This window comes from Microbulbifer sp. SE14, from assembly GCF_059834885.1.
Window position 1 is genome coordinate 64,298 of sequence record NZ_JCBAJA010000007.1, and the last position, 25,891, is coordinate 90,188.

Consider the following 25,891-nt stretch of genomic DNA (forward strand, 5'->3'; position numbering starts at 1 on the left):
TCGACAACTGGTGCCCCACCCTTTCCTCAAACCGCCAGGCCATCCCGGGCCACTTCCGCGGCCTTGACTCCCGCTCCCTGGCGATAGCCCATCCATACAAACCAGGCCGCCAGCAGCAGCGCTACGGCATTTACGGCCAGCACGTAGCCCAGTCCAAACTGCGCAGGATAGAGCAGCCCGTGCGCGATCACCAGCAACAGCAGCAGGCCGGCGCTTCCACACTTGAGCAGCATCGCACTCCGGGTTTCATCCCGCAGCCACAAGCAGAGCCCTAGGCACCCGGCCAAGCCGGCCAGGAAAAGCGCGATGGGGGACAAATTTCCCAGCACACTGCCGAACGCGGCCAGCGCAATGGCCACTGGCGTGCCCCAGACGCCCGCGCACCAGAGGTCGTTGATCCAGTCGCGCCCGCCGCGACGGGCGAGCCAGATATTCACGCCGGTAACCGAGACCACGGTGAGTGCGATCCCCAGCAGCAGGTAGGCCAGCTTCACCCAGAAAGTCGCCCCCTCGCCGCCGAAATGGCCGAAGTGGATGCGGTAGACGGAATACAGGATCTGGCGCCCGGCGATGCCGTCGGACAATCCCTGGTGGTTAATGAATTTTCCGTCCGCGCCGTAGCGGTAGATTTCCGAGTAGACCAGCCGCCCGGGCAGGCTTGCAGCGATCTCGAGGAATTGCTCGCTGGTATTGGGCTTCTGCACCACCAGGTAAATCGGCTCGGCGTCGGGTACCCGCTGTTCCAGGTCCGCCAGTGCAGCCGCCACATCCACCTTCTGCACCGGCGCCTCCATCACCGGATCGCCGCCGTAGATGTCCGCGATCAGCGCCTCGCGGTCGCCGCCGTAGTAGGCGGGCGCGGCCACCAGCACCAGCAGTCCCGCCAGGCCGAAGAAGGCACCGGTCAGCGCGATCATCAGGTGGAACGGCAGGCCCCAGACCGACAGGCGGTTGTGGATATCCACCTGTTCCAGGCGGCGCGAGCCGCCCAGGCGGAAGCGGAAGGCGTCCTTGAAAATACGCGGGTGCGCCAGCAGGCCGGAAATGATCAGCCCCAGCAGCATGGCACCGAGGGCGCTCACCAGTATCAGGCCGATGCTCGACGGCAGGTGCAGGTAGTAGTGCAGCTCCATCAGCATATGTGCCAGGCCCTCCCTGGGTTCCGGCCCCAGGGAACCGTCCTCACGCAACAGCCATTCCCCCTCCCCGTCGGACAGGTGCATGCGCCGCTCGTGATCGGTGGGGAGCACCACATACAGGGATTCCGGCAGTTGCTCGCGACTGCCCAGGTAGTCGTCCAGTGCGGTTTCTATGGTAGTGCTGTCGAACTCGCTGAACTCCGCCACGTCGGGCTGTTCCCAGCGCTGTATCACATCCTTGAACACGACCAGTGCACCAGTCAGGCAGACCAGGTACATCAGGAAGCCGATCACCAGGCCGACCACCGAGTGGGCGGAGAGGGAGCTTTTTACCAGTGCTGGGGAAGGTTTGAGCTTCATGGGAACACTCACACAAAAAGAACGGCTGCGGCAGCCGCCGCAACCGCAAGGAGAATCAGGGCATTGCGGGCGAGATGCGCGCTCGCGCAGACCCACACGGAGACAGCACCCCAGGCCAGAGGATATGCGAGAGCGGCGAACGTCATGCGATTGCCGGACACAAAGGGCAGGAAGCCGCTCAAGGCGACAGTCGCCAGGCAGGTGGCGGCACAGGCCAGGGGCCCTGCCGCCATAAAGGTGCCCAGCTTGTGCCAGCCGGAGGTATCACCGAGCGTATCCGCCACGACGCCGTCGCCATTGCGTGCCGGCTTGACTTCTCGACGCTCGACACCGAAGGCACAGACTGCCCAGGCAACGAGGCTGACAGCGATCAGCGCATAGCTGGTGCCGAACTCGCCACCCGCCGCATTCGCCCACACCAGAATACCGGCGAGCATTAACAGCCAGCCGGCAACAACGGAGAAGTTGCCGAGCAGCTTCCGGCCGCGCCAAGAGCGCCACAACAAAAACACACCGACGCTGCAGAGCAATGGCGCCAGTGCATTCATCCATAGGGAAGGTGTCATTTAATTGTTTGCCTTAAATTAACTACTCACCCTCGGGGCTCGAAAACAATACCGAAATCTGATGCGAAGGCCCTGCTATCGGTGGCCGTCCGGGAAATGTTTGCCGATCAGGCTTTTTCCCGGACGGCCACCGATAGCAGGACCGCCCAGACCTCGGATTAGTGCCACAGGGGTGAGTAATTACGCCTTAAAAAGTGTACCTGGCCTCCGCCGTTACGTAGCGGCGCTCACCGTAAAAACAGTCTCCCCGGTACAGACAGGAGGTAGTGTGAATCTCATCAGTGAGGTTCTTGGCGTTCAGCTGGAATTTCCAGCTCTCCAGTGTATAGCCAATGGTGGCGTCGTACAGGGTATAGCTCGGGTTGTCCGTAGGGAAGACGTCCGTCGGGATGAGCGGGTTAAGGCTGGTGCCGGTATAGCTCTCGCCCACATGGCGTACGCCCAGGCCCAGGTTCAGCCCCGGAACCCAATCGCTGAATTCGTAATTGCCCCACAGGGAAAACTGCTCTTCCGGCACCGCCACCAGTGCCTTGCCCAGCTCGGTGGGAATGTTGCTGCGGCTGACTTCGGTATTGGTGGTGCTGTAATTGGCAATCAGGTTGAAATCCCCCCACTGGCCGCTGGCTTCCAGCTCCACGCCGTCGATGGTGACCTCCCCTGTCTGTATATCGAAATCGGGATTTTCCGGGTCAGGGGTCAGGCGGTTTTTCTGTTTGATTTCATAGGTGGCAGCGGTAAACAGCAGATTGGTGCCGTCGGGCTGGTATTTGACACCCACTTCCACCTGCTCTCCTTCTATCGGGTCGAAGGGTCGGCTCTCACTGTCGGCACCGCTGACAGGCTCAAAGGATTCGGTGTAGCTGGCATAAGGCGAAATGCCGATGTCGAAAGCGTACATCACACCGAAGCGCACGGTGGTTGCATCGTCTTCCTTCGAGGCTCCGCCGGCAGTTCTGGATTCAGCCTTGTCGCGGCGCAGGCCGCCGGTAAAGATCCAGTTGGAGAGTTTCACCTGGTCCTGAACGTAGAAGCCCAGTTGCTCGGTGGTGGTTTCCGGCAAATCCAGGGGCTGGATTTCCTCACTGGGCAGATTGCCGTAAACCGGGTTGAAAATATCGATTACTCCACCGGCGCCGCGCACGCTGATGCGGTCGTTGTCGATGGTTGCGTCCTGACTGTCGAGACCAAAGGAGAGCTGGTGCTCGAACGGACCAGTGGTGAATGTGCCGGTGGTGCGCAGATCAAAAATCAACAGGTCGCTGCTGGCATCGCTCATATAGACGGTGCGCGAGATCTGGCTGACATTCGGGTTGAGGCGGTTCAGGTCGAAATCCGCATACATGGAGTTGTAATCCACCTCGCCTTCGGAATAGCGCAGGCTGGCATTGATCCCCCAGTTGTCGTTGAGACGGTGATCCGCCCACAGGCTGTAGGCCGTCTGCTCCGTGTCGTACTTGTCCCAGCCCGGTTCGCTCAGGAAGGTGTCGGTGGGTATTTCACCATTCACATTCTCGATACGGGTACCGCCCCAGGGCAGGAACGCAGTGGAAGTGCCGGTTTCGTCGTTCTGGTAGCTGGCCAGGAAGGTAATCTCGGTATCCGCACTCGGGCGCCAGGAGATGGACGGCATCAGCAGCAGGCTGTTGTCCTCCACGTGGTTGACCTGGGCTTCCGCATCGCGCTGGTAACCCACCACGCGGTAGAGCCACTTCCCCTCGCCGTCCAACGCACCGGTGATATCACCGGCAATTACCTTGCGGTCATAATCGCCCGCCTGCACCAGAACCTCGCCGCCGAAATCGCTCCGCGGTCGCTTGGACACCAGGTTCACGATACCACCGGTGGATCCCTGGCCGTAGAGTACCGAAGAAGGCCCCTTCAGTACCTCCACCCGCTCAAACGCATAGGCGTTCGCGCGGGCGCCGGAGTAGCTGCCAAAAATGGACTGCAGACCGTCGATAAAGATCACCGGGTCCACGCCGCGCACCGTGGACCAGTCGCCGCGGGCGTCGATGCCGTAGGTACCGCCATTGACGCCGGCAAAGTGCTGCAGGGCATCCTGTACTGACTTGGCCCCGATCTCATCGAGGAATTCCTTGTTGCGCAGGGATACGGAGAAAGGCGTTTCGGTAACCGGCACATCCAGCTTGCCGATGGAAGTCTGGCGCGACAGGTTCAGCTCGCCGGTCACCGCGACCTCTTCCAGGTTCTCCTGCTGCCCGCTTCCTGTCTGGGCCAGGGCTGTGCTGCTGGCGGCCGCTACGGCCAAAGCCAGCAGTGAGCGGCTCAATGCGGAAGTTGCATTTTGACCAAAAGAAGGGTGATTGCGAGCGGTACCCATGGCGATCCCTCAGTAACGGTGAAGTAAATAATCAAGCGGCCGCCGGAACTGCGGCCACTGCAGACTGCAATCCTAATAGGAATCGTTATCACTTGCAAAATTATTGGAGCTCTCTTTGAGATCAACGTCGCCCGCATGCGACCTGTGCTAGCGAAAAGCTCAATCTCAGGAAGTCGCCTATTTATTAACCAAGAAACCAGCAGATATTGCTGGCGACGAGCCGGAACGGCGAGAGTGAAACAGGGCTGTGTCTACAACATTGGCATTCAGCCAGGAAGCAGACTCAATGGCTGACCGTTCTGGAGAAAACGTTGAGCACCACCACGCCGGCGACAATCAGCCCCATGCCGATCAAGGCCGGGAGATCCGGTATCTGCTTGTAGACGGCCGCCCCGGCGATGGCCACCAGCACAATGCCCAGGCCGGACCAGATGGCGTAGGTAACGCCCACCGGGATGGTGCGCAGCACCAGCGTCAACAAGTAAAACGCTATACCGTAGCCCGCCACGACGATCAGCGACGGGAGGGGTTTGGTAAATTGCTCAGTGGCTTTCAGCGCAGTGGTGGCTGCGACTTCGGCGACTATGGCGATGGCCAGGTACAGGTAGGCTGTTTGCATTGTTTCTCCCTGTCCATAGAAGCCGGGGGCCATCCGGCCCCCGGTCACAGAGACTCTGACCGGTTACTCAGGGGTAGGTGTAGCTGGCCTGCAGCCCCAGCGGAAATCCCAGGGACCAGTAGGCCACCAGGAACAGGGACCAGCAGAGCAGGAACACCAGCGAATAGGGCAACATCATCGACACCAGGGTGCCGATGCCGGTGCCCTTCACATAGCGCTGGCAGTAGACCACCACCAGCGGGAAATAGGGCATCAGCGGCGTGATGATATTGGTGGAGGAATCCCCCACCCGGTAGGCGGCCTGGGTCAGGTCCGGGGAGAAGCCGATCTGCATCAGCATGGGCACGAAGATGGGGGCCAGCAGCGCCCACTTGGCCGACGCCGAGCCGACGAACAGGTTGACGAAGCCCACCAGCAGGATGATACCCATCAGGGTCACCGGGCCCGGCAGGTTCATGGCCGCGAGCAGGTTGCCGCCCTCCACCGACAGCAGCGTGCCCAGGCCCGAGCGGGCGAACTCGGAGATAAACAGCGCGCAGAAGAACGCCATCACGATGTAGTAGGCCATGGAGCTCATGGTCTTGGACATCGCATCGATCACGTCCTTGCTCTTCCGGAAAGTGCCGGCGGCATAGCCGAACACCACGCCGGGGATAATAAACAGCAGGAAAATCAGCGGCACGATGGACCTCATCGCCGGGGCCGCAAAGGACGCCAGTTGTCCCTCGGCATCGCGCATGGCGGAAGTTTCGGGCAGCATCCAGGCCACCAGGCCGGCGATACCAGCCACCATCACCGCCACCGACAGGTAGAGCGCCCTCTTCTCGCGTCCGCCCAGGTCGTGCATCGCCGGCATATCTTCCTCGTCGCCGTCGATAGCGACACTTTTCAGGCGCGGTTCAATCACCTTGTCGGTCAGCCACCAGCCCAGCAGGGTGATCACCAGGCAGGAGGCGGAGGTGAAGAACCAGTTGTTGAGCGGGTTCACCTGCATGTCGGTGTCGACGATCTGCGCCGCCGTCTGGGTAAAGCCCTGCAGCAGCGGGTCGATTGCTGAAGGGACGAAGTTGGCCGAGAAGCCGCCGGAAACGCCGGCAAAGGCGGCGGCGATACCGGCCAGCGGGTGGCGCCCGGCGGCATAGAAGATGACCCCGCCCAAGGGAATCACCAGCACATAGCCGGCGTCCACCGCCGTGTGGCTGACGATGGCCACCAGGATGAGCATGGGCGTCAGCAGCAGCTGTGGCGTCACCGCCAGCAATTTCTTCAGCACCGCGTTGATAAAGCCGCTCTGCTCCGCCACGCCGACGCCGAGCATGGCCACCAGCACCACGCCCAGAGGTGCGAAACCGGTAAAGGTGGTCACCATGCTGGAGAGGAAGCGGGCAAACTCATCGCCGGAGAGCAGGTTGTTCACCCGGATGGCCTCGCCGGTGGCCGGGTGCAGTGTGTCGAAGCTGACACCGGACAGCATCCAGGACAGTCCCCAGACAACCACCATCAGGATCAGGAAGAGCACCGCCGGATCCGGCAGCCGGTTGCCCACCACTTCGATAAAGTTGAGTGCCCGGTCAACCCAGCCGCTTTTGGCGATGCCGTCGTTGGCCGAGCCGGGATTTGCCTGAATGTTTTCCATGATTTATCCCCGTTGTTATTGGATTTTCTGATTATTTCTTCGTAGGAGCGGCGGGGCGGCCATCCGCCGTTGGCCGCGATCGGGCTTTGCAAATAGCAGCCGAAGATCGCGGCCAACGGCCGCTCCTACAGAGGGGGGCTTCGGCAGCTGTCAGCCGATCTTGCGGATACCCACCGCGTGGCGCAGCTGCTCGATAAAGGGCGCCGCATAGGCGCGGGCCTTTTCGGCGCCCTTCTCCAGTTCCACCTCTATCTGCGCCGGGTTCGCCAGCAGTTCGTTGTAGCGTTCTCGGGCCTCGCCTATCTGGCCGTTGATCAATTCGAACAGCTGCTTCTTGGCCTCGCCCCAGGCAATGCCCTCCTCGAAGGCTTTGCGCATTTCCGCTGTCTGCTCTTGTGTGGCGAAGGCCTGCCAGATCTGGAATACGGTGGAGGTATCCGGGTCCTTGGGCTCGCCCGGCTCCAGCAGGTTGGTCACAATCTTGTTGATATGCTTCTTGAGCTGCTTTTCCGGCAGGAACAGCGGGATGGTGTTGCCGTAGCTCTTGCTCATCTTGCGGCCGTCGAGACCGGCGAGCACGGCCACGTGGTCGTCCACCACCGCCTCCGGCAGGGCGAAGTGCTCGCCGTAGTGGTGGTTGAAGCGCTGGGCGATATCCCGGGCCATCTCGATATGCTGTACCTGGTCCCGGCCCACCGGCACCTTGTTGGCATTGAACATCAATATGTCCGCGGCCATCAGTATCGGGTAGCTGTAGAGGCCCATGGTGATGCCGAAATCCGAGTCCTCGCCGTCGGCGCGGTTGGCATCCACCGCCGCCTTGTAGGCGTGGGCGCGGTTCATCAGGCCCTTGGCGGTCATGCAGGTGAGCAGCCAGGTCAGCTCGGGGATCTCGTGGATATCGGACTGGCGGTAGAAGACCACATTGTCGGTATTCAGCCCCAGGGCCAGCCAGGTGGCGGCGATCTCCAGGGTGGACTGGTGCACCTTTTCCGGTTCCTGGCATTTGATCAGCGCGTGGTAGTCGGCCAGGAAGTAGAAGGACTGGTTCTCCTCCTGCTGGCTGGCGGCGATGGCGGGACGGATGGCGCCCACATAGTTGCCCAGGTGGGGGGTGCCGGTGGTGGTGATACCGGTCAGTACGCGCTGCTTGGTCATAAATCCTTCGTCTTCCGTGCTGCATTCTCGGGAAATGAAGGGCGAATAATAACCTTTTCGCGGCTGGGGTTGTATGGGCGGGTATTGCGGGACTCGGGGCTCGGGACTCGGGACTCGGGACTCGGGACTCGAATCAATTATGTCCCATCATGTAGGAGCAGCCGTTGGCCGCGATCGGTGCCTGCTCCGGGCCACCGAATTCAAAGACTTCGATCGGCCCTGTCACCGGTGGCCCTCCGGGAAAAAGCCTCATCGGCAAACATTTCCCGGAGGGCCACCGGTGCCAGGGCCTTGCTATGTTGCCACTCGAATAGTGTCGAGGCTTCTCGGAGCCGATCGCGGCCAACGGCCGCTCCTACAGGCGGTGCCCCCTTCCCGCCACCAGGTTGGCAAGCAGCTCGCGGTAGTCGGCAGCCAGGTTCGTCCAGCCGAGGGATGTCACATCCGGGACCTTCAGCTGCTCGCCGCGCTCGATCCTGTCGGCGCACTGGAGCATGGCCTTGCTCAGGTTGGCCGCGCAGGACTCCACGTCATCGGGAAAGTGATAGCCGCTGCGGCCGAGCCATTCGGGGTAGGCGAGGCTGTCCGGCACCAGCGGCTGGCAGCCGGCAGCCACCGCCTCCAGCACCGCCAGGCCCTGGAAATCGTGGCGCGCGGTGGACAGCACCGCGTGGCTCTGGCGCAGCAGGCGCCGGTAGTCCGCCGACTGGATCTGGTAACCCCAGGCCCCGAGCGCGTCGTGTTTCTGCAGCAGCTTGCGGATCTGCGCAAACTCGGACGGCTGGCGGCGGAACTGCTGGCCGACCAGGTGCAGGGTAAAGGGCCTCTTGTGCTGTGCGAAGCGGCGCAGCGCCGCCAGCAGTATGTCCGGGCCCTTGTCGTACTCCCAGCGGTGGTTCCAGATAAACGTCGGTCTGCCCGGGCGCTCCCCGGGTTCGGCAAATACCGCCGCCTCCAACGGCACCGGCAGCACGCGCGACTTGCGATCTATCTCCGCGCAGAGTCCCGGCGGCACGCAGTCGGGAAAGCGCTTGAGCAGTTCCGTTGCCCCTTCGAGCAGGGTGCGGCGGTTGTAGTCGGAATTGAACAGCAGCAGATCGCCGGCGAGTGCGGTGTAGATATTCAGCAGCTGCGGCTCCACCGACTGGAAGGCGTCCTCGCTGACGGGATAGGCGAACTGGTTCTCATGGAAGTAGACAGCGGTGGGCACGCTGGCAATCTGCGGCACCAGGCCGCGCAGGGCCGCCAGGTCGGTCATCGAGGTGGCGACGACCAGGTCCCAGGGCCGGCGCAGGGTTTCCTGCGCCTCCCCCCTGCCCCAGCTGAGGCTGTTGCCGCGGATACGCCAGCTGAAATAGCGCGGCGGCAGGGTGAGTAGCGTCCACTGCCATTCCGGAATGGCGGCGACCAGGCCGCGGCGCCAGCGTTTGTGGCTGTCGGCATCGTAGGCGGAGAGCAGCAGGACTTTCATGACTGAATCAACTCTATGCAGGAGCGGTCCGGCTGGGAGCGGCCGATGTCCGCGATCGGGCGCAGTTTAAGGCCCGGACAGCGATCGCGGCCATGGGCCGCTCCTGCAGCGGAGTGTAAGTCTCAGTCGAAGGAACGCACATTGGTCAGCCGCGCGAACAGGCTGGAGGTGTCCCAGCGCCCCCCCCCCAGGGCCTGCACTTCGCTGTAGAACTGGTCCACCAGGGCGGTGACCGGCAGCAGGGCGCCGTTGCGGTTCGCCTCGTTCAGGACTATGGCCAGGTCCTTGCGCATCCAGTCCACCGCGAAGCCGTGTTCGTAATGGCCTTCGAGCATGGTCTTGTAGCGGTTTTCCATCTGCCAGCTCTGGGCCGCGCCCTTGGAGATGACGTCGATCACCTGCTCTGCATCCAGTCCCGCGGCCCTGGCGAAATGCAGGCCCTCGGCCAGCCCCTGCACCACACCGGCGATACAGATCTGGTTGACCATCTTGCACAGCTGGCCGCTGCCCACCGGCCCCAGCAGGTTGACGGCGCGGGCGTAGCAGTCGATCAGCGGCTTTGCGCGTTCATAGTCGGCCTCGTCGCCGCCCACCATCACGGTCAGGGCCCCGTTTTCGGCGCCCGCCTGGCCGCCGGATACCGGTGCGTCCAGGAAGCCGATGCCTTTTTCTTTGCCTATGGCGGCCAGCTCGCGGGCCACGTCGGCGGAGGCGGTGGTGTGGTCGACGAACAGGCTTCCGCTGTCCATGCCGGCAAAGGCGCCCTGCTCTCCTGTCACCACCTGGCGCAGGTCGTCATCGTTGCCGACACAGGCAAATACGATTTCCGCTCCAGCTGCGGCTTCCGCCGGCGTCGCACAGGCCTCCCCCGCATAGTCCGCCAGCCACTGTTGCGCGCGACCAGCTGTGCGGTTGTAGACGCGCACAGAGTGGCCGGCCCTGGACAGGTAGCCCGCCATGGGATAGCCCATGATCCCCAGGCCGATAAATGCGACTGTTGCCATTTGGTTGCTCCTGTTTTTCGATTCGATCGTTCGTGTGGGAGCTCCGGGTCGCCGGCCAGCCCCCTCCCCCGGCCCCTCCCCCGCAAGCGGGAGGGGGGAGCTTAAGCGAGCAGCATCCAGATCAGCGCCGCACCCAACAGCAGGCGATAGATCGCAAAAGGTGCCATGCCGATACGGCTGATAAATTGCAGGAAGAAGTGAATGCACAGATAGGCGCTGATAAAGGACAGCACCGTGCCCAGCAGTATGTCGGCCCAGGCTACCTGCTCCAGTGACAGCAGGTCGAAGGTCAGCAGCATGGCGCTGAGCGCGATCACCGGGATTGACATCAGGAAGGAGAAGCGCGCGGCGGCCTCTCGTTTCATGCCCAGCATCAGGCCGGCGGTCATGGTGATGCCGGAGCGGGAGGTGCCGGGGATCAGCGCCAGTGCCTGGGCCAGGCCGATCAGCAGCGCCTTTTTCCAGTTCAGCTGGGCCAGGGTCTGGGTGCGCATCCCGCGCACATCCGCCCACCACAGCAGGACACCAAAGCCGATAGTGGTGGCGGCGATCACCGCGGCGGAGCGCAGATGGATCTCGATAAAACCCTTGAAGGCGAGCCCGGCCAGGCCGGCGGGAATGGTGGCGAGTACTATCAGCCAGGCCAGGCGTCCTTCGTCGGTAAAACGGTTGTTCACCAGGCCGCCGAGGCCATCGCGCAGCAGCGCCCAGACCTCGTGGCGGAAATACAGCACCACCGCCAGCAGCGAGCCGAAGTGCACGGCCACGTCGAACGCCAGCCCCTGGTCCGGCCAGCCCAGCACCTCCTTGGGCAGGATCAGGTGCGCGGAGCTTGAGATGGGCAGGAATTCGGTCAGGCCCTGGATCAGGGCCAGGATGACAATCTGAAATATTTCCATGGGAATCGCTTCAGCTACTTCGAGCGGATTTTTTGTCGTTTTTGCCAGGTGATTTCGTTGCGCAGGTACAGGGGCTCCAGCGCCTCCGCAGCCACGGCGGCGCCATTCTGCCAGAGGGGCAGCGCCAGTTCGGCGACATCCCGCGCGTGGATCGGGGCCTCGATTACGGTTTCCGCCACCGGCGCTTCCGCGAAATCACTAGGCGCCGCGGCCCCTGAAAAATAGTGCCAGCCGGGACCGGCGCCGTACAGCGGCTGCGGCAGTTCGCCACCAGCCTGAGCCTGCCGCAGCCGCTGCACCAGTTGCTCCGGATCCTGCACCGCTTCCGGCCACAGGCTGTCATTGGGCGCCTCGGCGGAATAGGCACCCCAGTAGACCTGGTGCATGCGCGCATCCAGTGCCGCGACAATGGGGGCCGACCGCCACCGGGGCCGCGCCCTGCGCGCGCCGGCCGCCAGGGCGGCGAGGCTGGAAACGGGTATCACGGGTTTGTCGGCAGCAAAGGCCAGCCCCTGGACACAGCTGATGGCGATGCGCAGCCCGGTAAAGGAGCCGGGGCCACGGCTGACCGCCAGGGCATCCAACTGGCCAAGGGAAAGCCCGGCTTCCGCCAGGACCTGGTCGACCATGGGCAGGATCCGGCGGGTGTGGTCCCGCTCCGCCCGCACGAACTGTTCGCTGGCGTGCCCGTCGCAGTGCAGGGCCACGGAGCAGGCTCCGGAGGTGGTGTCCAGGGCGAGAATCTTCACAATACACTCGGTCGAATACGGAAAGGGGCGAATTGTGTCACGGTCGACGCGGCGAGTCATGTGCAATGCGACCGCCGCCCCAAAAACGACGGAACCCCGGCAGGGCCGGGGTTCCGGGAAGATCGAAGGTGCCACCCGGTGCGGGTGGTACCCGTGCGCTAGGACTTCTTGGGCGGGCGGCCGCGACGGGCAGCCGCCTTCCTGGCGGCCGTCTTCTTGCCAAATGTCCTCTCGGCCGCAGACTTCGGCGGGCGACCGCGGCGCGCCGACTTCTTGGCGGTGCCCTTTTTGGCCGCCGACTTCTTCGGGCGACCCGGCCCCTTGCCGGCGGCCTTCTTCTTCGGGCGACCGGCCTTCTTCTTGGCCGGAGCCTTTTTCTTCGCGGCCCTTTTCGCTTCCTTCTTCGCCTCGGCCTTGGCCTTGGCTGCCGCCTTCTTCTCTAGGGCCTTGGCCTTGGCGGCGGCCTTCTTGGCCGCGGCCTTGACTTTGGCCTCCGCCTTTTTCTCCGCCGCCTTTATCTTCTTGGTGTCGGCCTTGCTGCGGGCCTTCTTCCAGCGGGCCTCGAACGCCTTCACGGCCTTGGCCATATCCTTTTCCGCCTTCGCGGAAAGATCCTCGGCCATTTCAGAAATTTTCTGCTTGGCCGCCGCTTCAGCCTGGCGCACCGCATCCATCGCCTTGGCCTTGGCCAGATCCACCTTCACAGAGGCTACCTTGGCGCGTAATTCTTTTGCCTTGGCATTGGCGCTGGTCAGAGATTTTTTCGCTGCAGCGGTACCGCTTTTCTGCACCCTGGCGCGCGCCTTGGCGACGCGATCAAGCTGCGCATCCAGCGACTTGGTCGCCGCATCCACCGCTTTCTGCGCCCTGGTAACGGCCGGGGATACCTCTGCCGGTGCCTTTGCTTTCACCGCGCGTTTGGCCCGCGCTTTCTTTTTTGCTACTCGTGCCATCCTTTGTCTCCTCTCTGAATAAGAAGAAGTACATCCAGAAGTGTGCTGGCGATATTGCCGTTTTGCTACTGAAGAAAAGCCGCCGCAGAGGCAACCTTTGATGATTCCAGAGCAGGTTGCATCGTTTAATTGGATGCAACTGTATCAAAGTTAATAAAAAAAACCCGCATTGCAAGAAAAAAGGGCAAAAATGAGAAAATTTTTCTTGAAAAGTACGGCCTTTTTGCCAATTCACCCCGCAGATTCATTTTCGGGTGGGGGTGAGGGGCAAATATTCTGAGGTTTTGGCGGGTATTAGGGAGCGGGGGGCAATCTTTGCCCGGCGATCGCGGCGAGCGCCTCGATATGGTCGCGGCGCAAATTCAATGCGGGGATATAGTGATATTCCTTCCCCCCTGCATCGAGAAAATTAGCGCGATTCTCTACCGAAATTTCCTCCAGGGTCTCCAGGCAGTCAGCGGAGAAGGCCGGGCAGATGACATCGACACTGGCAATACCATTTTTTCCCCACTCCACCAGCGTCTTGTCGGTATAGGGTTGCAACCACTCCGCCTTGCCAAAGCGGGACTGGAAGCTGATCTGCCACTGCTCCTCGCCCAAATCCAGCTCTGCGGCCAGCTGTTCGGCGGTTTCGCAACACTGCTGGTAGTAGGGATCCCCTTTGCGGATATTGGCTTTGGGAATACCGTGAAACGACAGCAACAGCTTTTCCGCTGGCCCGCGCTTCTCCCAGTGCTCCCGCACCGAGTTTGCCAGGGCGCGAATATATAAAGGATGGCGGTAATAGTCGCGAATCACGCTGATATCCGGAATATCCCGGCTGCGCCGATAGATTTGCGCCACCCGATCATAAATCGCAGCAGTGGTGGTGGCGGAATACTGCGGATAGAGGGGAAAAACGATAAAGGACTCAAATCCTTCCCGGCGCATGCGCTCGACAACAGACTCCAGGTCCGGCTGGCCGTAGGTCACCGCGTGGACAACGGTAATATCGGGCCGCTTATCGGCCAGGTGCTCCTGCAGTAGTTCCGCCTGGCGGCGGGTGTAATAGAGGAGTGGCGAACCCTCTACCGGCGCACCGTCGGCACTGCGATTCCAGATGTCCGCATAAGCCGGTGCGATGCGCCGCGGCCGCAGGGGCAGTATCAGGCCATGCAGAATCGTCAGCCACAGGGGGCGGGGAATCTCCACCACGCGCGGATCCGAGAGGAAGTCGCGCAGAAACTTCCGTACCGCCGGAACGGTCGGTTCCGCCGGCGTGCCCAGGTTCATCAGAATAACGGCTGTGGACATACATTGGATCCGTTGGCGTTTTGAGCGGGGAGATATTACCTGCAACGGCGTCGACTTGCTAAAGCCCCCTACAAAAAAGGCCCCCATCAGGGAGCCTTTTTGCGCAATTCGGGGATTGCCGGATCAGGACAGGGCCTCGAAGACCTTCTCGCGGATCTCGTCCATGGAACCGATGCCCATCACCTTGCTGTACTTCGGTGCGCTTTCCGGGGAGCGCTCCGCCAGTTCGCGGTAAAAACCGACCAGTGGCTCTGTCTGCTCGTGGTACACCGCCAGTCGCTTGCGCACGGTTTCCTCGGTGTCGTCGCTGCGCTGGATCAGGGGGTCGCCGGTGACATCGTCCACACCTTCTTCCTTGGGAGGGTTGTAAACGACGTGATAGACGCGGCCGGAACCCTCGTGGACGCGGCGGCCGGACAGGCGCCGGACGATCTCTTCATCATCCACGGCGATTTCCAGTACGTGGTCGATGGCGATATCCGCATCCAGCAGCGCCTGTGCCTGGGGAATGGTGCGGGGGAAGCCATCGAACAGGAATCCGTTGGCACAGTCCGGTTCAGCGATGCGCTCCTTGACCAGGGCGATGATCAGGTCGTCAGAGACCAGTTTACCGGCCGCCATAATATCCTTGGCCTGCAGTCCCAGCGGAGTGCCCGCCTTTACAGCGGCGCGCAGCATGTCACCGGTGGAGATCTGCGGAATGCCGAATTTCTCTGTAATGAACTGAGCCTGAGTGCCCTTGCCGGCCCCCGGCGCCCCCAAGAGAATGATTCGCATAGTCAGATAGCCTCCCCAGTATTATCGGCATCAGTGCCAATGGGCCAATGCCCGCGGCGCCAAAAGAGCGCTACCTTACACGCTGGCCCACTATTGGGCAAGGCAGGGAAGACGTGGTCCGCAGGTGGACATTTGTAGTTAAACTACCGAGCGGTCGGTGGATAAGCACTAGGCGCATCCGCCACGATTGGTGGATGCGCTTGACGCTTATTCACCCTACCCACATATCCCACAATCACTGACCACTCGTCACTCACCACTCTTCGCTTGATCCCAGAGTCGGTCCAATTCCTCCAGGCTGGCGTCCGCCGGCTGGCGACCCTGTTTCCTTAACCCGGACTCCACCACATTGAAGCGGCGCTCGAACTTGCGATTGCAGTGGCGCAGGGCGGTTTCCGGATCCACTTTCAGGTGACGGGCGGCATTGACGCAGGAGAAGAGCAGATCCCCCAGCTCCTCGCGAGCGTGTTCCAGGTTGTCCGCCGCTATTGCCTCGCGCAGCTCGGCGATTTCCTCTTCGATCTTGTCCAGCACGCCGCCGATGCTCGGCCAGTCGAAGCCCACATGGGAGGCGCGCTTTTGCAGTTTGGCGGCGCGGGTCATTGCGGGCAGGCCCCGGGCCACACCCTCCAGCGCACCGCCCTCGCCCTTGGCGCCGCGCTCGGCGGCCTTGATCGCCTCCCAGTTCTCCTTGACCCGGACCTCATCGATCGCCTCGCCCCGGTTGTCGCCATAGAGTTCCCCGCTGGGGAAGACGTGTGGGTGGCGGCGCAACAGTTTGCGCACCAGGGTGTCGACGATGCGGGAGAAGTCGAAGTGGCCCTGCTCCCTGCCGAGCTGGGCGTAGAAGATGACCTGGAACAGCAGGTCGCCCAGCTCCTCGTGCAGATGCTCGAAATCCTCCGCCTCTATCGCCTCGGCGACCTCGTAGGCCTCCTCGATGGTGGAGGGGACTATGGTGGCGAAACTCTGCTTCAGGTCCCAGGGACAGCCGCCGTCGGGATTGCGCAGCTGGGCCATCAGGTGGAGCAGGTCTTCGACCGTGTATTTTTCTGGTTGCATGGTAATCGCTCCCTGTTGCCAGTAAGAGAGGCCGGGGCGGCCCTGCTACCGGGGGCCATTTGGGAAAAAGCCTCATCGGCAAACATTTCCCAAATGGCCCCCGGCATCAGGGCCTCGGCATCAGGCTCTGGCATTCTTTCCCGGGTCCCGGGTCCCGAGTCCCCAGTCCCCAGTCCCCAGTCCCCAGTCCCCATCATCAATGCAGTATCCGCCGCTTGGCCGAGGCCACATTGGGCAGCTGGTTGATGCGGTGCAGCACCCGGGAGAGTTCCTCGAAGTTGTGGATCTCCGCGGTCAGCACCATGTCCACCGTGTGCTTGTGCTTGTTGGAGCGGGTCTGCATGGCGGTGATATTGATGCGCTGGCTGTCCAGCATGGTGGTGATGTCGCGCAGCAGGCCGTGGCGGTCGTAGGCCTCGATCATGATTTCCACCGCGTAGAGTTCCCTGGGCTTTTCCGCCCATTCCACCTGCAGCACCCGCTCATACTCCTCGGCCTGCATGCGCAGCATATTGGCGCAGTCCTTGCGGTGAATGGAGACACCGCGACCGAGGGTGATATAACCCATGATGTCGTCACCGGGCAGCGGGTTGCAGCAGCGGGCGATATGGGTCATCAGGTTGCCGACGCCGTCGATATAGACATCCGCCTTGCCCTCGCCGCGGGCCACCGGCGCGGTCAGGGAGGGCACCGGCTCGACCCGATCGACTTTCACCATGCGCTGGGCGGCGTTCAGTACCTGTCCCACGCCGATATCGCCGGCACCGACGGCCGCATAGAGATCGTCCAGGGAGTGCATGTTCAATTTCCTGGCGAGCTTCTCGAAGTCGAAATCGATCAGCGCCAGCTGCTTGAACTCACCGTCGAGGATGCTGCGGCCGTCGGCGACATTCTGGTCGCGGGCCTGTTGCTTGAACCAGTGAATGATCTTGGCGCGGGCACGGGAGGTGGTGATATAGCCCATGCCGGCGGAGAGCCAGTCGCGGCTCGGCGCCTCGCGCCTGCCGGTGAGTATCTCCACCTGGTTGGCGGTCTGCAGTTCATGGTTCAGGGGCACTATGCGCCCGTCCACCTTGGCGCCGCGGCAGCGGTGGCCGATTTCGGTGTGGATCTTGTAGGCGAAATCCAGCGGCGTGGCGCCGCGGGGCAAGTCCACCACATGGCCGTCCGGGGTGAAGACATAGATGCGCGTGTCCACATCGCTGGACTGCAGGTCGTCCTGCAGCGGATTGCCACCCACCTCCTCGTGCCAGTCGAGCACCTGGCGCAGCCAGGAGATTTTCTGCTCGTAGCTGTCCGCCCCTTCCGACTTCCGGTCGGTACCCTTGTAGCGCCAGTGGGCGCAGACCCCGTACTCCGCCTCCTCGTGCATGGCGACAGTGCGTATCTGTACCTCGAGCACCTTGCGCTCCGGGCCTATCACCGCGGTGTGTAGGGAGCGGTAGCCGTTCTCCTTCGGCGAGGCGATATAGTCGTCGAACTCGTTGGGGATGTTGCGCCACAGGTTGTGCACTATGCCGAGCACCGCGTAGCAGTCGCGCACCGTGGGCACCAGTATGCGCACTGCGCGGATGTCGTAGACCTGGGAGAAGCCGATATTCTTGCGCCGCATCTTGCGCCAGATGCTGTAGATGTGTTTCGCGCGACCGTAGACCTCGCCTTCGATATCCGCCCGCGCCAGCTCATTGCGCAGCAGTTCCAGTACTTCGTCGATATATTTCTGCCGCGCCAGGCGTTTCTCGTCCAGCAGCCTGGCAATCTGCTTGTAGTCGCTCGGCTCCAGGTAACGGAAGGAAAGATCCTCCAGCTCCCACTTGATATGGCCGATCCCCAGGCGGTGGGCGAGCGGCGCGTAGACGTCGGCCACTTCGCGGGCGACCCGCCGGCGCTTGGCCGGCTCGGCATTCTTGGCCGCGCGGATGGCGCAGGTGCGCTCGGCCAGTTTGATCAGGGCCACGCGCACATCGTCCACCAGCGCCACCAGCATGCGGCGGATATTCTCCGAGTGTTCCTCCACTGCGATGCTCTGGCCCTCGGAGCCGGTGTCGGCGCTGCGGCTGCGGATCGCGGCCATGCGCAGCACGCCGCGGATCAGCTTGGCCACCGTCTTGCCGAAGGCCTCCTCGACGGCCTTCAGCGGCAGGCGCTTTTCCCGCACCGCGCGATAGAGCACCGCCGCACACAGGGCCTCGGCGTCTATCTGCAGGTCGGCGAGTATCTCGGCCATCTCCAGGCCGGTGCGGTAGCTGCTGGCGCCCTCGGCCCAGATATTCTCCGCGGCTATGGCCCGCTGCTCCGCCTCGGAGCTCATCTCGGCAGCGCGGCGCAGGGACACCAGGGCACCGCCGTCGAGGCCGGCCAGCGTCTGGATATGGCGCAGCCAGGACTCGAGGTCCAGTTCGCCGTCGCCGCCGACGGAGTGGTGTTTTCTTACTTGAACCATCTACTTATCAAACAGGCCCGAAGACAGGTAGCGATCTCCCCGATCGCAGATGATGGCGACAATGGTGGCGTTCTCCACCTCCGCCGACAGGCGCAGGGCCCCGGCCACGGCGCCGCCTGAGGAGACGCCGCAGAATATGCCCTCCTCCCGCGCCAGGCGGCGCGTCATGGCCTCCGCCTCCGCCTGGTCCATATCGAACACCCGGTCCACCTCTCCGGGCACGAAGATCTTCGGCAGATAGGCCTCGGGCCAGCGGCGGATCCCCGGGATGCTGGAACCCTCGGTGGGCTGCAGGCCGACGACCTGGATCTCGGGGTTCCGCTCCTTCAGGTAGCGGCCGCAGCCCATGATGGTGCCGGTGGTGCCCATGGAGGACACGAAATGGGTGATGCGCCCATTGGTCTGGCGCCAGATCTCCGGCCCGGTGCCCTCGAAATGTGCGCGCGGGTTGTCGTCGTTGGCGAACTGGTTCAGCACCAGGCCGCGCCCTTCCGCCTGCATTTGCAATGCCAGGTCGCGCGCGCCCTCCATGCCCTCTTCGGTGCTCACCAGTATCAGCTCGGCGCCGTAGGCGCTCATGGCCGCCTTGCGCTCGTCGGTGGCGCTCTCCGGCATGATCAGGACCATGCGGTAGCCCTTGATGGCCGCGGCCATGGCCAGGGCTATGCCGGTGTTGCCGCTGGTGGCCTCGATCAGGGTGTCGCCGGGTGCTATCTGGCCGCGCGCCTCGGCGCGCCCGATCATCGACAGCGCCGGGCGGTCCTTGACCGAACCGGCCGGATTGTTCCCCTCCAGCTTGAGCAGAATCGTGTTGCTGGTCTCGCCCTGCAGGCGTTGCAGCCGCACCAGCGGCGTATTGCCTACGCAGTCGGCAATCGTGGGGTAATCCATAGTCGATCCGGTAGCAGATACAAATAGGTGCGCCATTCTACCCGCCAGACCGGGCCCTGCGAACCTCGGGTATATACCTATTCGTTAGTGCGATATTCTGCCGAGCCCGGGATACTACACCCTGACCCGGTGCAATATCCTGGCTGGAGGCGTAGAATCGGACAAAAATAAACCAATCAAGCACCCCTTAGCCATGGCTGTATCCAAGCTCCCCCAGCCGGCACCGGATTCGCCGCCCCGCCTGCGCTCCCTGCGCGCGATCCTGTTCCGCTTCACCCTGGCGCCAGCGCTGGTGCTGGCGCTGGTGCTGGGAGTGGTCTTCACCCTGCAGCAGATGCACGACCGCCGCCAGCTGCTGCTGAGCCACGGCCGCGCCAGCGCCGAGCAGCTGGCGGAGCTGATAGAGCTCACCGATGGCCAGCCCCTGGAACTGCGCATGGAGTGGCTGGACCAAAGCCTGCTCACCCTGATGCTGGAAAAGGACATGGTGCGCTCGGTGCAGATCTATTCCACCGAGGCCGCCCCGGGCAAGCCGCTGGATGCGGATACCGGCCTGCGGTTGCTGGCCTCAGTCGGCCCCAGGCCGCGGACTCCGATCAGCGCGGAAAACCTGGGCGAGCGCGAGGCCTTTGTCTTCGAGAGTGACGAGAGCCTGCAGGTCCTGCAGCCCCTGAAGGGACAGCCCCTGCACTGCTGGATCGCCATAGAACTGCACCGCCCCTATTTCCTGGTCGGCACCTACCAGGTGGTGCTGATCGGCCTGCTGGGGCTGATCATCTGCACCCTGGCGGCGCTGGTGTGGTCGGTGTTCCTGTCCGAGCGCATTGCCCACAGCCTGGCGCGCCTTGGTCACACCCTCGAGGCAATAGGTCGCGGCCAGTTTCACCGCCGCGCCGAGGAGACCGACAATCGGGAGCTGAACCGCCTGGCGGGACAGATCAACGAGATGGCGGCGAACCTGTCCAGCTACCAGCAGGAGTACAAAGCCAACCTGCTGCAGTCGATGGAGGACCTGCGCCAGTCCCTCGACAGCATGGAGGAGCAGAACATCGAACTGGATCTGGCGCGCAAGAAGGCGCTGGAGGCGAGCCGGGTCAAGTCCGACTTCCTCGCCAACACCAGCCACGAGATACGCACCCCGCTAAACGGCATCATCGGCTTCACCAACCTGCTGCTGAAGACGGATATCGACGAACTGCAGCAGGACTACCTGCAGACGATTCTGCGCTCGTCGGAAAACCTGCTCACCACCATCAACGACATCCTGGATTTCTCCCGCATAGAGTCCGGCAACCTGGTGCTGGACCATATCCCGATGAACCTGGGCCAGTTGCTGGAGGAGACACTGCAGATACTGGCGCCCTTCGCCTACGAGCACCGGCTGGAGCTGGTACCACTGATCGACACCCAGTTGCCCGGCACCCTGGTGGGCGACCCGCTGCGCATCAAGCAGATACTGACCAACCTGGTGGGCCACGCCGTGCGCAGTTCCGAGGACGGCAATATCCCGGTGCGCATGAGCGTGCAGAGCGGCAGGGATTCGGAGCTGCTGGTGCGCATCAGCGTCACCGACCTGGGCAACCGGATCGACGAACAGGGCCGCCGCGAGCTGCAGCAGCTGCTCGGCGGCAAGACCCGGCAGCAGAACCAGCAGATCAGCTCGAGCGGCCTGGGCCTGGCCATTGCCCGCAGTCTGGTGGAGCGGATGCGCGGCAGCATTGGCATCGACGAGGCCGCCGGCGGCGGCTGCACCTTCTGGGTTCACCTGCCGCTGTTGCTGGAGCGCAACCGCTCCTTGCCGGTGCGCGACCAGTTCCCCGGCTGCCGCCTGCTGATCGCCGATCCCAACCGCATGACGCGTATGCAGGTGGCGCAGATGCTGAAGTACTGGCAGGTGGAACCCATCGAACTGGGAGACACCGACACGCTGCAGCCGGCGATCGAGCAGATGTGGCGCCACGACGCGCTGCCGGATGCGGTGATCATCGACACCGCCATCGCGAGCGCCGGCGGCGACCCGGGCAATGGAGAGTTCGACCTCTTCATCAGTAACATCCAGCAACTGGTGGACACCTACCAGTGCCGGGTCATCCTCCAGGGTTCACCGGTAGAGCTGCGCCGCTGCTATGAGCAGTTGCGCACCCGCGTGCTCACCTTCCTCGGCAAGCCGGTCACCCGCGACAATCTGCTGCGCGCGCTGAAGCGCGCGGCGCCCCAGCAGGGCCAGGGCCAGAGCCGCCCCAGCGGCGCCCACCCGGCGCTGCCCTGGCCCGCGGCGCCGCGGGTACTGGCGGTGGACGACCACGAGGCCAACCGGCTGCTGGTGGGCGAGCTGCTGCGCGCCCAGGGCATTGAGGTGACGGTTGCGGCCAGTGGCCAGGAGGCCCTGGCGCTGTGGCAGCAGGCCCGGGATCAGGAACAGGGTTTCGACCTGATTTTCATGGACATCCAGATGCCCGGCATGGATGGCATAGAGGCCACCCGCCGCATCCGTGAAAAAGAATCGGGAGAGCAGGCATCGGGCCGGCGTATCCCGGTTGTCGCCCTGACCGCCCACGCCGGCGCCGAGGAAAAGGCGCGGCTCCTCTCCGCCGGCCTCGACGACTACCTGAGCAAACCGGTCAGCGAGGCGCAGCTGTCCCATATGATCAAGCGCTGGATGAAGATTCTGGCCCCGGCGGCACCTGAGCAGGGAATGTTCGAAAGCCCGCGCCTGGTGGATATCGGCGAGAGCCTGAGCCTCAGCAACAACGACGCCGGCCTGGCCCGGGACATGCTGCAGATGCTGGTCAAGGGGCTGGCATCCGACGAGCAGGAACTGAACCGGCTGCACAACGCCGGCGACCACCGGGGCCTGTTCGAACTGGTACATCGCCTCCACGGCGGCTGCTGCTATTGCGGCGTGCCGCGGCTGCACGGGGCCACTTCGAGGCTGCAGGAGGAACTCCGCCCGCTGCAGGAGCGGGAATCCGCGCAGATCAACGACAGGAGTGTGGAAGCGGTAGCGCGGGAGATCCGCGCGCTGCGGGAGTGGGCCTCGGAGCAGGATCTGGACGCGCTGTTCGGAGTATCGGGACTCGGGGACGCGAGCAAAGCCCCCGCCATCGACGAGCCTCTCGCCCGCGATTGAACACCGCAAAGCGGACAAACTCCCACTCAGCTGGAATCCTGCCCCCCGAGTCCCGAGTCCCGAGTCCCGAGTCCCGTTTTTTCAAAAACCACAAACGCCAGCGCAAAGTCCTTCTCGTCCGACAGGCTGAGATGGATTCTCCCCACCCCCATCGCCTCCGCCCGCGCTTTGGCCTCGCCGGACAGGAACACCTGCGGCGCCTCGCCCCTGCGGCGCCTCACTTCGATATGCTGCCAGGAAATACCGGCACCGATTCCGGTGCCCATCGCCTTGCCCAGTGCCTCCTTGGCGGCAAAGCGCTTGCACAGGTAGGCGGCGCGGTTCGGGATCGCCAGTTCGTAAAAAGCCTGCCGCTCCCCCGCCGACAACACCCGCTCGACAAAGCGGTCGCCGAAACGGCGCCAGGCGGATTCGATACGGGTCAGGCTGCAGATGTCGGTGCCGATACTAACGATCATTGTTGTTGTAAACCTGTCTGAAAAGTTCGCGGCTGGCGAGCGGCCTGTCGCCCAGGAGCGGTGCCAGCAACAGGCGGGCCAGGCGCTTGGCGGTTGCCAGCAGTTCACGCTCGATACTGCCGCGCTGCACCGCCTCCTCCAGCGCCAGCAGGTCGGCGCCGGAGAACTCACCGGTCCGCTCAACGCCCCTGCGGAGGACCGGTACGAAGCCGGTTTCGTTTTCCAGCCGGTAGCGACCATCGGCGGACACGGGGCCCTGGCTGTGGGCGCAGTAGTTCAACTGGGGACAGCTGCCGAGTTCGTACAGCAGTTGCAATTCGAAACGCCGCAACGGCGCTTCCAGTTGCTCGGCGCTGCTGCCATCCAGCTTCGCCAGGGCCTGCAGCAGTTTCTGGTAGCAGGCGAATATTTCGTACTGCGCCTCCCCCACCGCCAGCAGCCGCACCAGCAGTTCATTGGCGTAGAGGCCGGCATAGACCGCCCTGCCCTTCAGCCACAGGGCGCTGCCGGCGTTTTCCACCGGCCCCAGGGTCTTTAGGTCTCCGCGGCCCAGCAGGCTCACCAGCAGCGGCGCGAAGGGCTGCAGCGACTGGGCGCGCCGCTGCTTGTCCCGCCGCGCGCCGCGGGCGACGCAGCCGATGCGGCCGAACTCCGGCGTCAGCAGTTCCAGTATCAGGCTGGAGTCGCGATAGGGGCGCGAGTGAAGTATGTAGGCGGGCTGTAGCGGCTGCTGTTTCATACCCAGGGAAAATAAATCCGGTCTATTCGTCCCGGTAGCCGAGGCTGCGCAGGGCGCGCTCGTCGTCGGACCAGCCGGATTTCACCTTGACCCAGAGGTTGAGCATCACCTTGCTGTCGAACAACCGCTCCATGTCCTGGCGCGCCTGGCTGCCGATCTGCTTGATGCGCTCGCCCTTGTTGCCGATGATGATGCGCTTTTGACCTGAGCGCTCCACCAGTATCGCGGCGCTGATATGCAGGACACTGCCTTCCTGGGCGAACTCCTCCACTTCCACGGTGACCTGGTAGGGCACCTCGGCGCCCAGCTGGCGCATGATCTTTTCGCGCACGATTTCCGCGGCGAGGAAGCGGGAGCTGCGGTCGGTGATCTGGTCTTCGGGGAAGAAGTGCTGGCCCTCGGGCAGGTGTTCCAGTATCACATTTTCCAGTGTGTCCAGGTTGATGCCGCGCAGGGCGGAGATGGGTACTATCTCCGCCTTGGGGTGGCTTTCCGCCAGGGCCTGCAATTGCGGCAGCAGTTCGCCCTTGTCCTCCAACTGGTCCACCTTGTTGACGGCGATGATTAGCGGGCATTTGATGCCTCGCAGCTTGTCCGCCACCAACTGGTCGCCCTCGGTCCAGCGGGTGCGCTCCACCACGAACACCACCGCATCCACGTCGCGCGCGGCGCTGGCGGCGGCGCGGTTCATATAGCGATTGATGGCCCTGTCCTGGTCGGCGTGCAGGCCGGGGGTGTCCACGAAGATGATCTGGTTGGGCCCCTGAGTCTTGATGCCGAGCATATTGTGGCGGGTGGTCTGCGGCTTGCGCGAGGTGATCGCCAGCTTCTGCCCCAGCAGATGATTCAGCAGGGTGGACTTGCCCACATTGGGGCGGCCGACGATGGCGACATAGCCACAGCGGGACTCGGGACTCGGGACTCGGGACTCGGACGCGGCAGAATCTTGCGACCCGCGTCCCTCCCCTGCCCGCGACCCGGCACCGGAAGTCTTCCCACTCTTTTCGCTCATTTGGAGTTCTCCTTCCCGAGTCCCGAGTCCCGAATCCCGAGTCCCGTCAGTTTTTCATAGGCCTCAGTGGCCGCTGCCTTCTCCGCCGCCCTGCGATTGGCCGCTTCGCCGCGCACCGGCTGGCCCAGACCGCTGACTTTACATTCCACGATAAATTTCTGCGCGTGCTCGACGCCGGCGATATCCACCACTTTATATTGGGGCAGTGGCTTACCCCGCGCCTGCAGCCACTCCTGCAGCCGGGTCTTGGGATCCTTGGCGGTCTCCAGGGAGAGGTTCTGCAGCCTGGGGGCGTACCAGGCCAGAATCCGCTCGCGGGCGGTCTCCAGGCCGGCGTCCAGGTAGATGGCGCCGATCAGGGCCTCCACCGCATCGGCAAGAATCGACGCGCGGCGGAAGCCGCCGCTTTTCATCTCGCCCTCGCCGAGGCGCAGGCAGTCGCCCAGTTCCATCTCCCGTGCCAGTTTGGCCAGCGTCTCGCCGCTGACCAGCTGCGCGCGCAGGCGGCTCAACTGCCCCTCCCTGCCCTGGGGGAACTGTTCGAACAGGGCGGCGCCTATGGTGAAGCCGAGTATGGAGTCGCCGAGGAATTCCAGCCGCTCGTTGTTGCGGCTGCCGTGGGAGCGGTGGGTCAGCGCCAGTTCCAGCAGGTCCCGGCGCTCAAAACTGTGGCCGAGGCGCCGGCACAGGCGCTCCAGGGAAATGTCAGTCACGTTTGCGGAATTGCTCCAGGTCTACCAGCGGTTCGCAGCAGAGTTCCGGCTTGGCGGTGTTGAGCTGCTTGTCGAACTTCATGACCACGTCGATGTTGTGGATCAGCGGCTGGCGCAGTTCGTAGTCGACGCTCACCAGTACGCTGTCGGCGCCGCGGATGACCTGCACCGCCTCGGTGGGCTCACCGCGCACATTGTTGATCAGGAAGAAGCGGTCCAGTTCTTTCTTGATATCCCCGCGGGACATGTCGCGCAGGCCGGGATTCTCCGCCAGGTTGCGCAGGCCCTCATCCACATAATAGGCATCGATATAGGCCGGCCCCATCTTGGACACGCAGGTCAGGATGAAGCCGAATACTGCCACAATCAGCATCCAGCCCCAGTAGCTCATGCCCCGCTGGCGGATGAGAGAAGAATGGAGTTGCCCACCCATGGTCTTTGCCCTCGATAGTTATTGCTGTAATTGATTCGATTGCGG

The 25,891-nt window shown here is 63.3% G+C and carries 23 protein-coding genes; 1 reads left to right on the forward strand and 22 read right to left on the reverse strand.

The window, feature by feature from the left end; genetic code table 11:
- Nucleotides 1-26: 26 nt before the first annotated feature.
- From AC6R19_RS06935 to cysM, 17 genes are all read right to left on the reverse strand, one after another.
- The gene (locus AC6R19_RS06935; protein WP_500579063.1) at nucleotides 27-1,499 is read right to left on the reverse strand and encodes a PepSY-associated TM helix domain-containing protein; all 1,473 of its coding nucleotides are present in this window, start codon (nucleotides 1,497-1,499) and stop codon (nucleotides 27-29) included.
- Between the two features lie 8 nt (nucleotides 1,500-1,507).
- Nucleotides 1,508-2,065: a hypothetical protein gene (locus AC6R19_RS06940; RefSeq protein WP_500579064.1), complete on the reverse strand. Its 558-nt coding sequence runs from the start codon at nucleotides 2,063-2,065 to the stop codon at nucleotides 1,508-1,510.
- A 187-nt stretch (nucleotides 2,066-2,252) separates the two neighbouring features.
- A complete protein-coding gene (locus tag AC6R19_RS06945; protein WP_500579065.1) occupies nucleotides 2,253-4,355 on the reverse strand; it encodes a TonB-dependent siderophore receptor in 2,103 nt (700 codons plus the stop codon).
- A gap of 334 nt (nucleotides 4,356-4,689) precedes the next feature.
- Entirely contained in the window at nucleotides 4,690-5,025 is a 336-nt protein-coding gene (locus AC6R19_RS06950; protein WP_500579066.1) for a DMT family transporter, read from the reverse strand.
- Nucleotides 5,026-5,092: 67 nt separating this feature from the next.
- Nucleotides 5,093-6,661 carry an AbgT family transporter gene (locus tag AC6R19_RS06955; protein ID WP_500579067.1) on the reverse strand — a complete coding sequence of 523 codons (1,569 nt, stop codon included), beginning with the start codon at nucleotides 6,659-6,661 and terminating at the stop codon, nucleotides 5,093-5,095.
- Between the two features lie 150 nt (nucleotides 6,662-6,811).
- Nucleotides 6,812-7,819 carry a tryptophan--tRNA ligase gene (locus AC6R19_RS06960; RefSeq protein ID WP_500579068.1) on the reverse strand — a complete coding sequence of 336 codons (1,008 nt, stop codon included), beginning with the start codon at nucleotides 7,817-7,819 and terminating at the stop codon, nucleotides 6,812-6,814.
- A 355-nt stretch (nucleotides 7,820-8,174) separates the two neighbouring features.
- Nucleotides 8,175-9,290, reverse strand: a complete 1,116-nt coding sequence (locus tag AC6R19_RS06965) for a tRNA-queuosine alpha-mannosyltransferase domain-containing protein (RefSeq protein ID WP_500579069.1) — start codon at nucleotides 9,288-9,290, stop codon at nucleotides 8,175-8,177.
- 122 nt (nucleotides 9,291-9,412) lie between these two features.
- Complete coding sequence (locus tag AC6R19_RS06970) at nucleotides 9,413-10,294, reverse strand: NAD(P)-dependent oxidoreductase (protein WP_500579070.1); 882 nt, start codon at nucleotides 10,292-10,294, stop codon at nucleotides 9,413-9,415.
- 101 nt (nucleotides 10,295-10,395) lie between these two features.
- Entirely contained in the window at nucleotides 10,396-11,193 is a 798-nt protein-coding gene (locus AC6R19_RS06975; RefSeq protein ID WP_500579071.1) for an undecaprenyl-diphosphate phosphatase, read from the reverse strand.
- Nucleotides 11,194-11,207: 14 nt separating this feature from the next.
- Nucleotides 11,208-11,942 carry a tRNA (adenosine(37)-N6)-threonylcarbamoyltransferase complex dimerization subunit type 1 TsaB gene (gene tsaB / locus AC6R19_RS06980; protein WP_500579072.1) on the reverse strand — a complete coding sequence of 245 codons (735 nt, stop codon included), beginning with the start codon at nucleotides 11,940-11,942 and terminating at the stop codon, nucleotides 11,208-11,210.
- A 158-nt stretch (nucleotides 11,943-12,100) separates the two neighbouring features.
- Nucleotides 12,101-12,796 (reverse strand): hypothetical protein, encoded by a 696-nt coding sequence (locus AC6R19_RS06985; protein ID WP_500579073.1) that lies wholly within the window; start codon nucleotides 12,794-12,796, stop codon nucleotides 12,101-12,103.
- Entirely contained in the window at nucleotides 12,759-13,130 is a 372-nt protein-coding gene (locus AC6R19_RS06990; protein ID WP_500579074.1) for a hypothetical protein, read from the reverse strand. The genes AC6R19_RS06985 and AC6R19_RS06990 overlap by 38 nt, the downstream gene beginning before the upstream one ends.
- 59 nt (nucleotides 13,131-13,189) lie before the next feature.
- On the reverse strand, nucleotides 13,190-14,188 hold the full coding sequence (hemH, locus tag AC6R19_RS06995) for a ferrochelatase (RefSeq protein WP_500579075.1): 999 nt from the start codon (nucleotides 14,186-14,188) through the stop codon (nucleotides 13,190-13,192).
- 123 nt (nucleotides 14,189-14,311) lie between these two features.
- Nucleotides 14,312-14,965: an adenylate kinase gene (adk, locus tag AC6R19_RS07000; RefSeq protein ID WP_500579076.1), complete on the reverse strand. Its 654-nt coding sequence runs from the start codon at nucleotides 14,963-14,965 to the stop codon at nucleotides 14,312-14,314.
- A 249-nt stretch (nucleotides 14,966-15,214) separates the two neighbouring features.
- Complete coding sequence (gene mazG / locus AC6R19_RS07005) at nucleotides 15,215-16,027, reverse strand: nucleoside triphosphate pyrophosphohydrolase (RefSeq protein WP_500579077.1); 813 nt, start codon at nucleotides 16,025-16,027, stop codon at nucleotides 15,215-15,217.
- A 196-nt stretch (nucleotides 16,028-16,223) separates the two neighbouring features.
- A complete protein-coding gene (relA, locus tag AC6R19_RS07010) occupies nucleotides 16,224-18,470 on the reverse strand; it encodes a GTP diphosphokinase (protein WP_500579078.1) in 2,247 nt (748 codons plus the stop codon).
- Nucleotides 18,471-19,361, reverse strand: a complete 891-nt coding sequence (cysM, locus tag AC6R19_RS07015) for a cysteine synthase CysM (RefSeq protein WP_500579079.1) — start codon at nucleotides 19,359-19,361, stop codon at nucleotides 18,471-18,473.
- A gap of 193 nt (nucleotides 19,362-19,554) precedes the next feature.
- On the opposite strand from cysM, the gene AC6R19_RS07020 reads away from it, so the two are divergent.
- Nucleotides 19,555-22,491: a response regulator gene (locus AC6R19_RS07020; RefSeq protein ID WP_500579080.1), complete on the forward strand. Its 2,937-nt coding sequence runs from the start codon at nucleotides 19,555-19,557 to the stop codon at nucleotides 22,489-22,491.
- A gap of 26 nt (nucleotides 22,492-22,517) precedes the next feature.
- Here AC6R19_RS07020 and acpS read toward each other — a convergent pair whose 3' ends face one another.
- From acpS to AC6R19_RS07045, 5 genes are read right to left on the reverse strand one after another with little or no spacing between them, the layout of a single operon-like run.
- The gene (gene acpS, locus AC6R19_RS07025) at nucleotides 22,518-22,949 is read right to left on the reverse strand and encodes a holo-ACP synthase (protein WP_500579081.1); all 432 of its coding nucleotides are present in this window, start codon (nucleotides 22,947-22,949) and stop codon (nucleotides 22,518-22,520) included.
- Entirely contained in the window at nucleotides 22,939-23,688 is a 750-nt protein-coding gene (gene recO, locus AC6R19_RS07030; protein ID WP_500579082.1) for a DNA repair protein RecO, read from the reverse strand. The genes acpS and recO overlap by 11 nt, the downstream gene beginning before the upstream one ends.
- A 22-nt stretch (nucleotides 23,689-23,710) precedes the next feature.
- The gene (gene era / locus AC6R19_RS07035) at nucleotides 23,711-24,700 is read right to left on the reverse strand and encodes a GTPase Era (protein ID WP_500579083.1); all 990 of its coding nucleotides are present in this window, start codon (nucleotides 24,698-24,700) and stop codon (nucleotides 23,711-23,713) included.
- Nucleotides 24,697-25,413, reverse strand: coding sequence for a ribonuclease III (rnc, locus tag AC6R19_RS07040; RefSeq protein WP_500579084.1), 717 nt, complete (start codon nucleotides 25,411-25,413; stop codon nucleotides 24,697-24,699). The genes era and rnc overlap by 4 nt, the downstream gene beginning before the upstream one ends.
- Entirely contained in the window at nucleotides 25,406-25,846 is a 441-nt protein-coding gene (locus AC6R19_RS07045; RefSeq protein WP_500579085.1) for a DUF4845 domain-containing protein, read from the reverse strand. Before AC6R19_RS07045 ends, rnc begins: the two co-directional genes overlap by 8 nt.
- Nucleotides 25,847-25,891 lie beyond the last annotated feature (45 nt).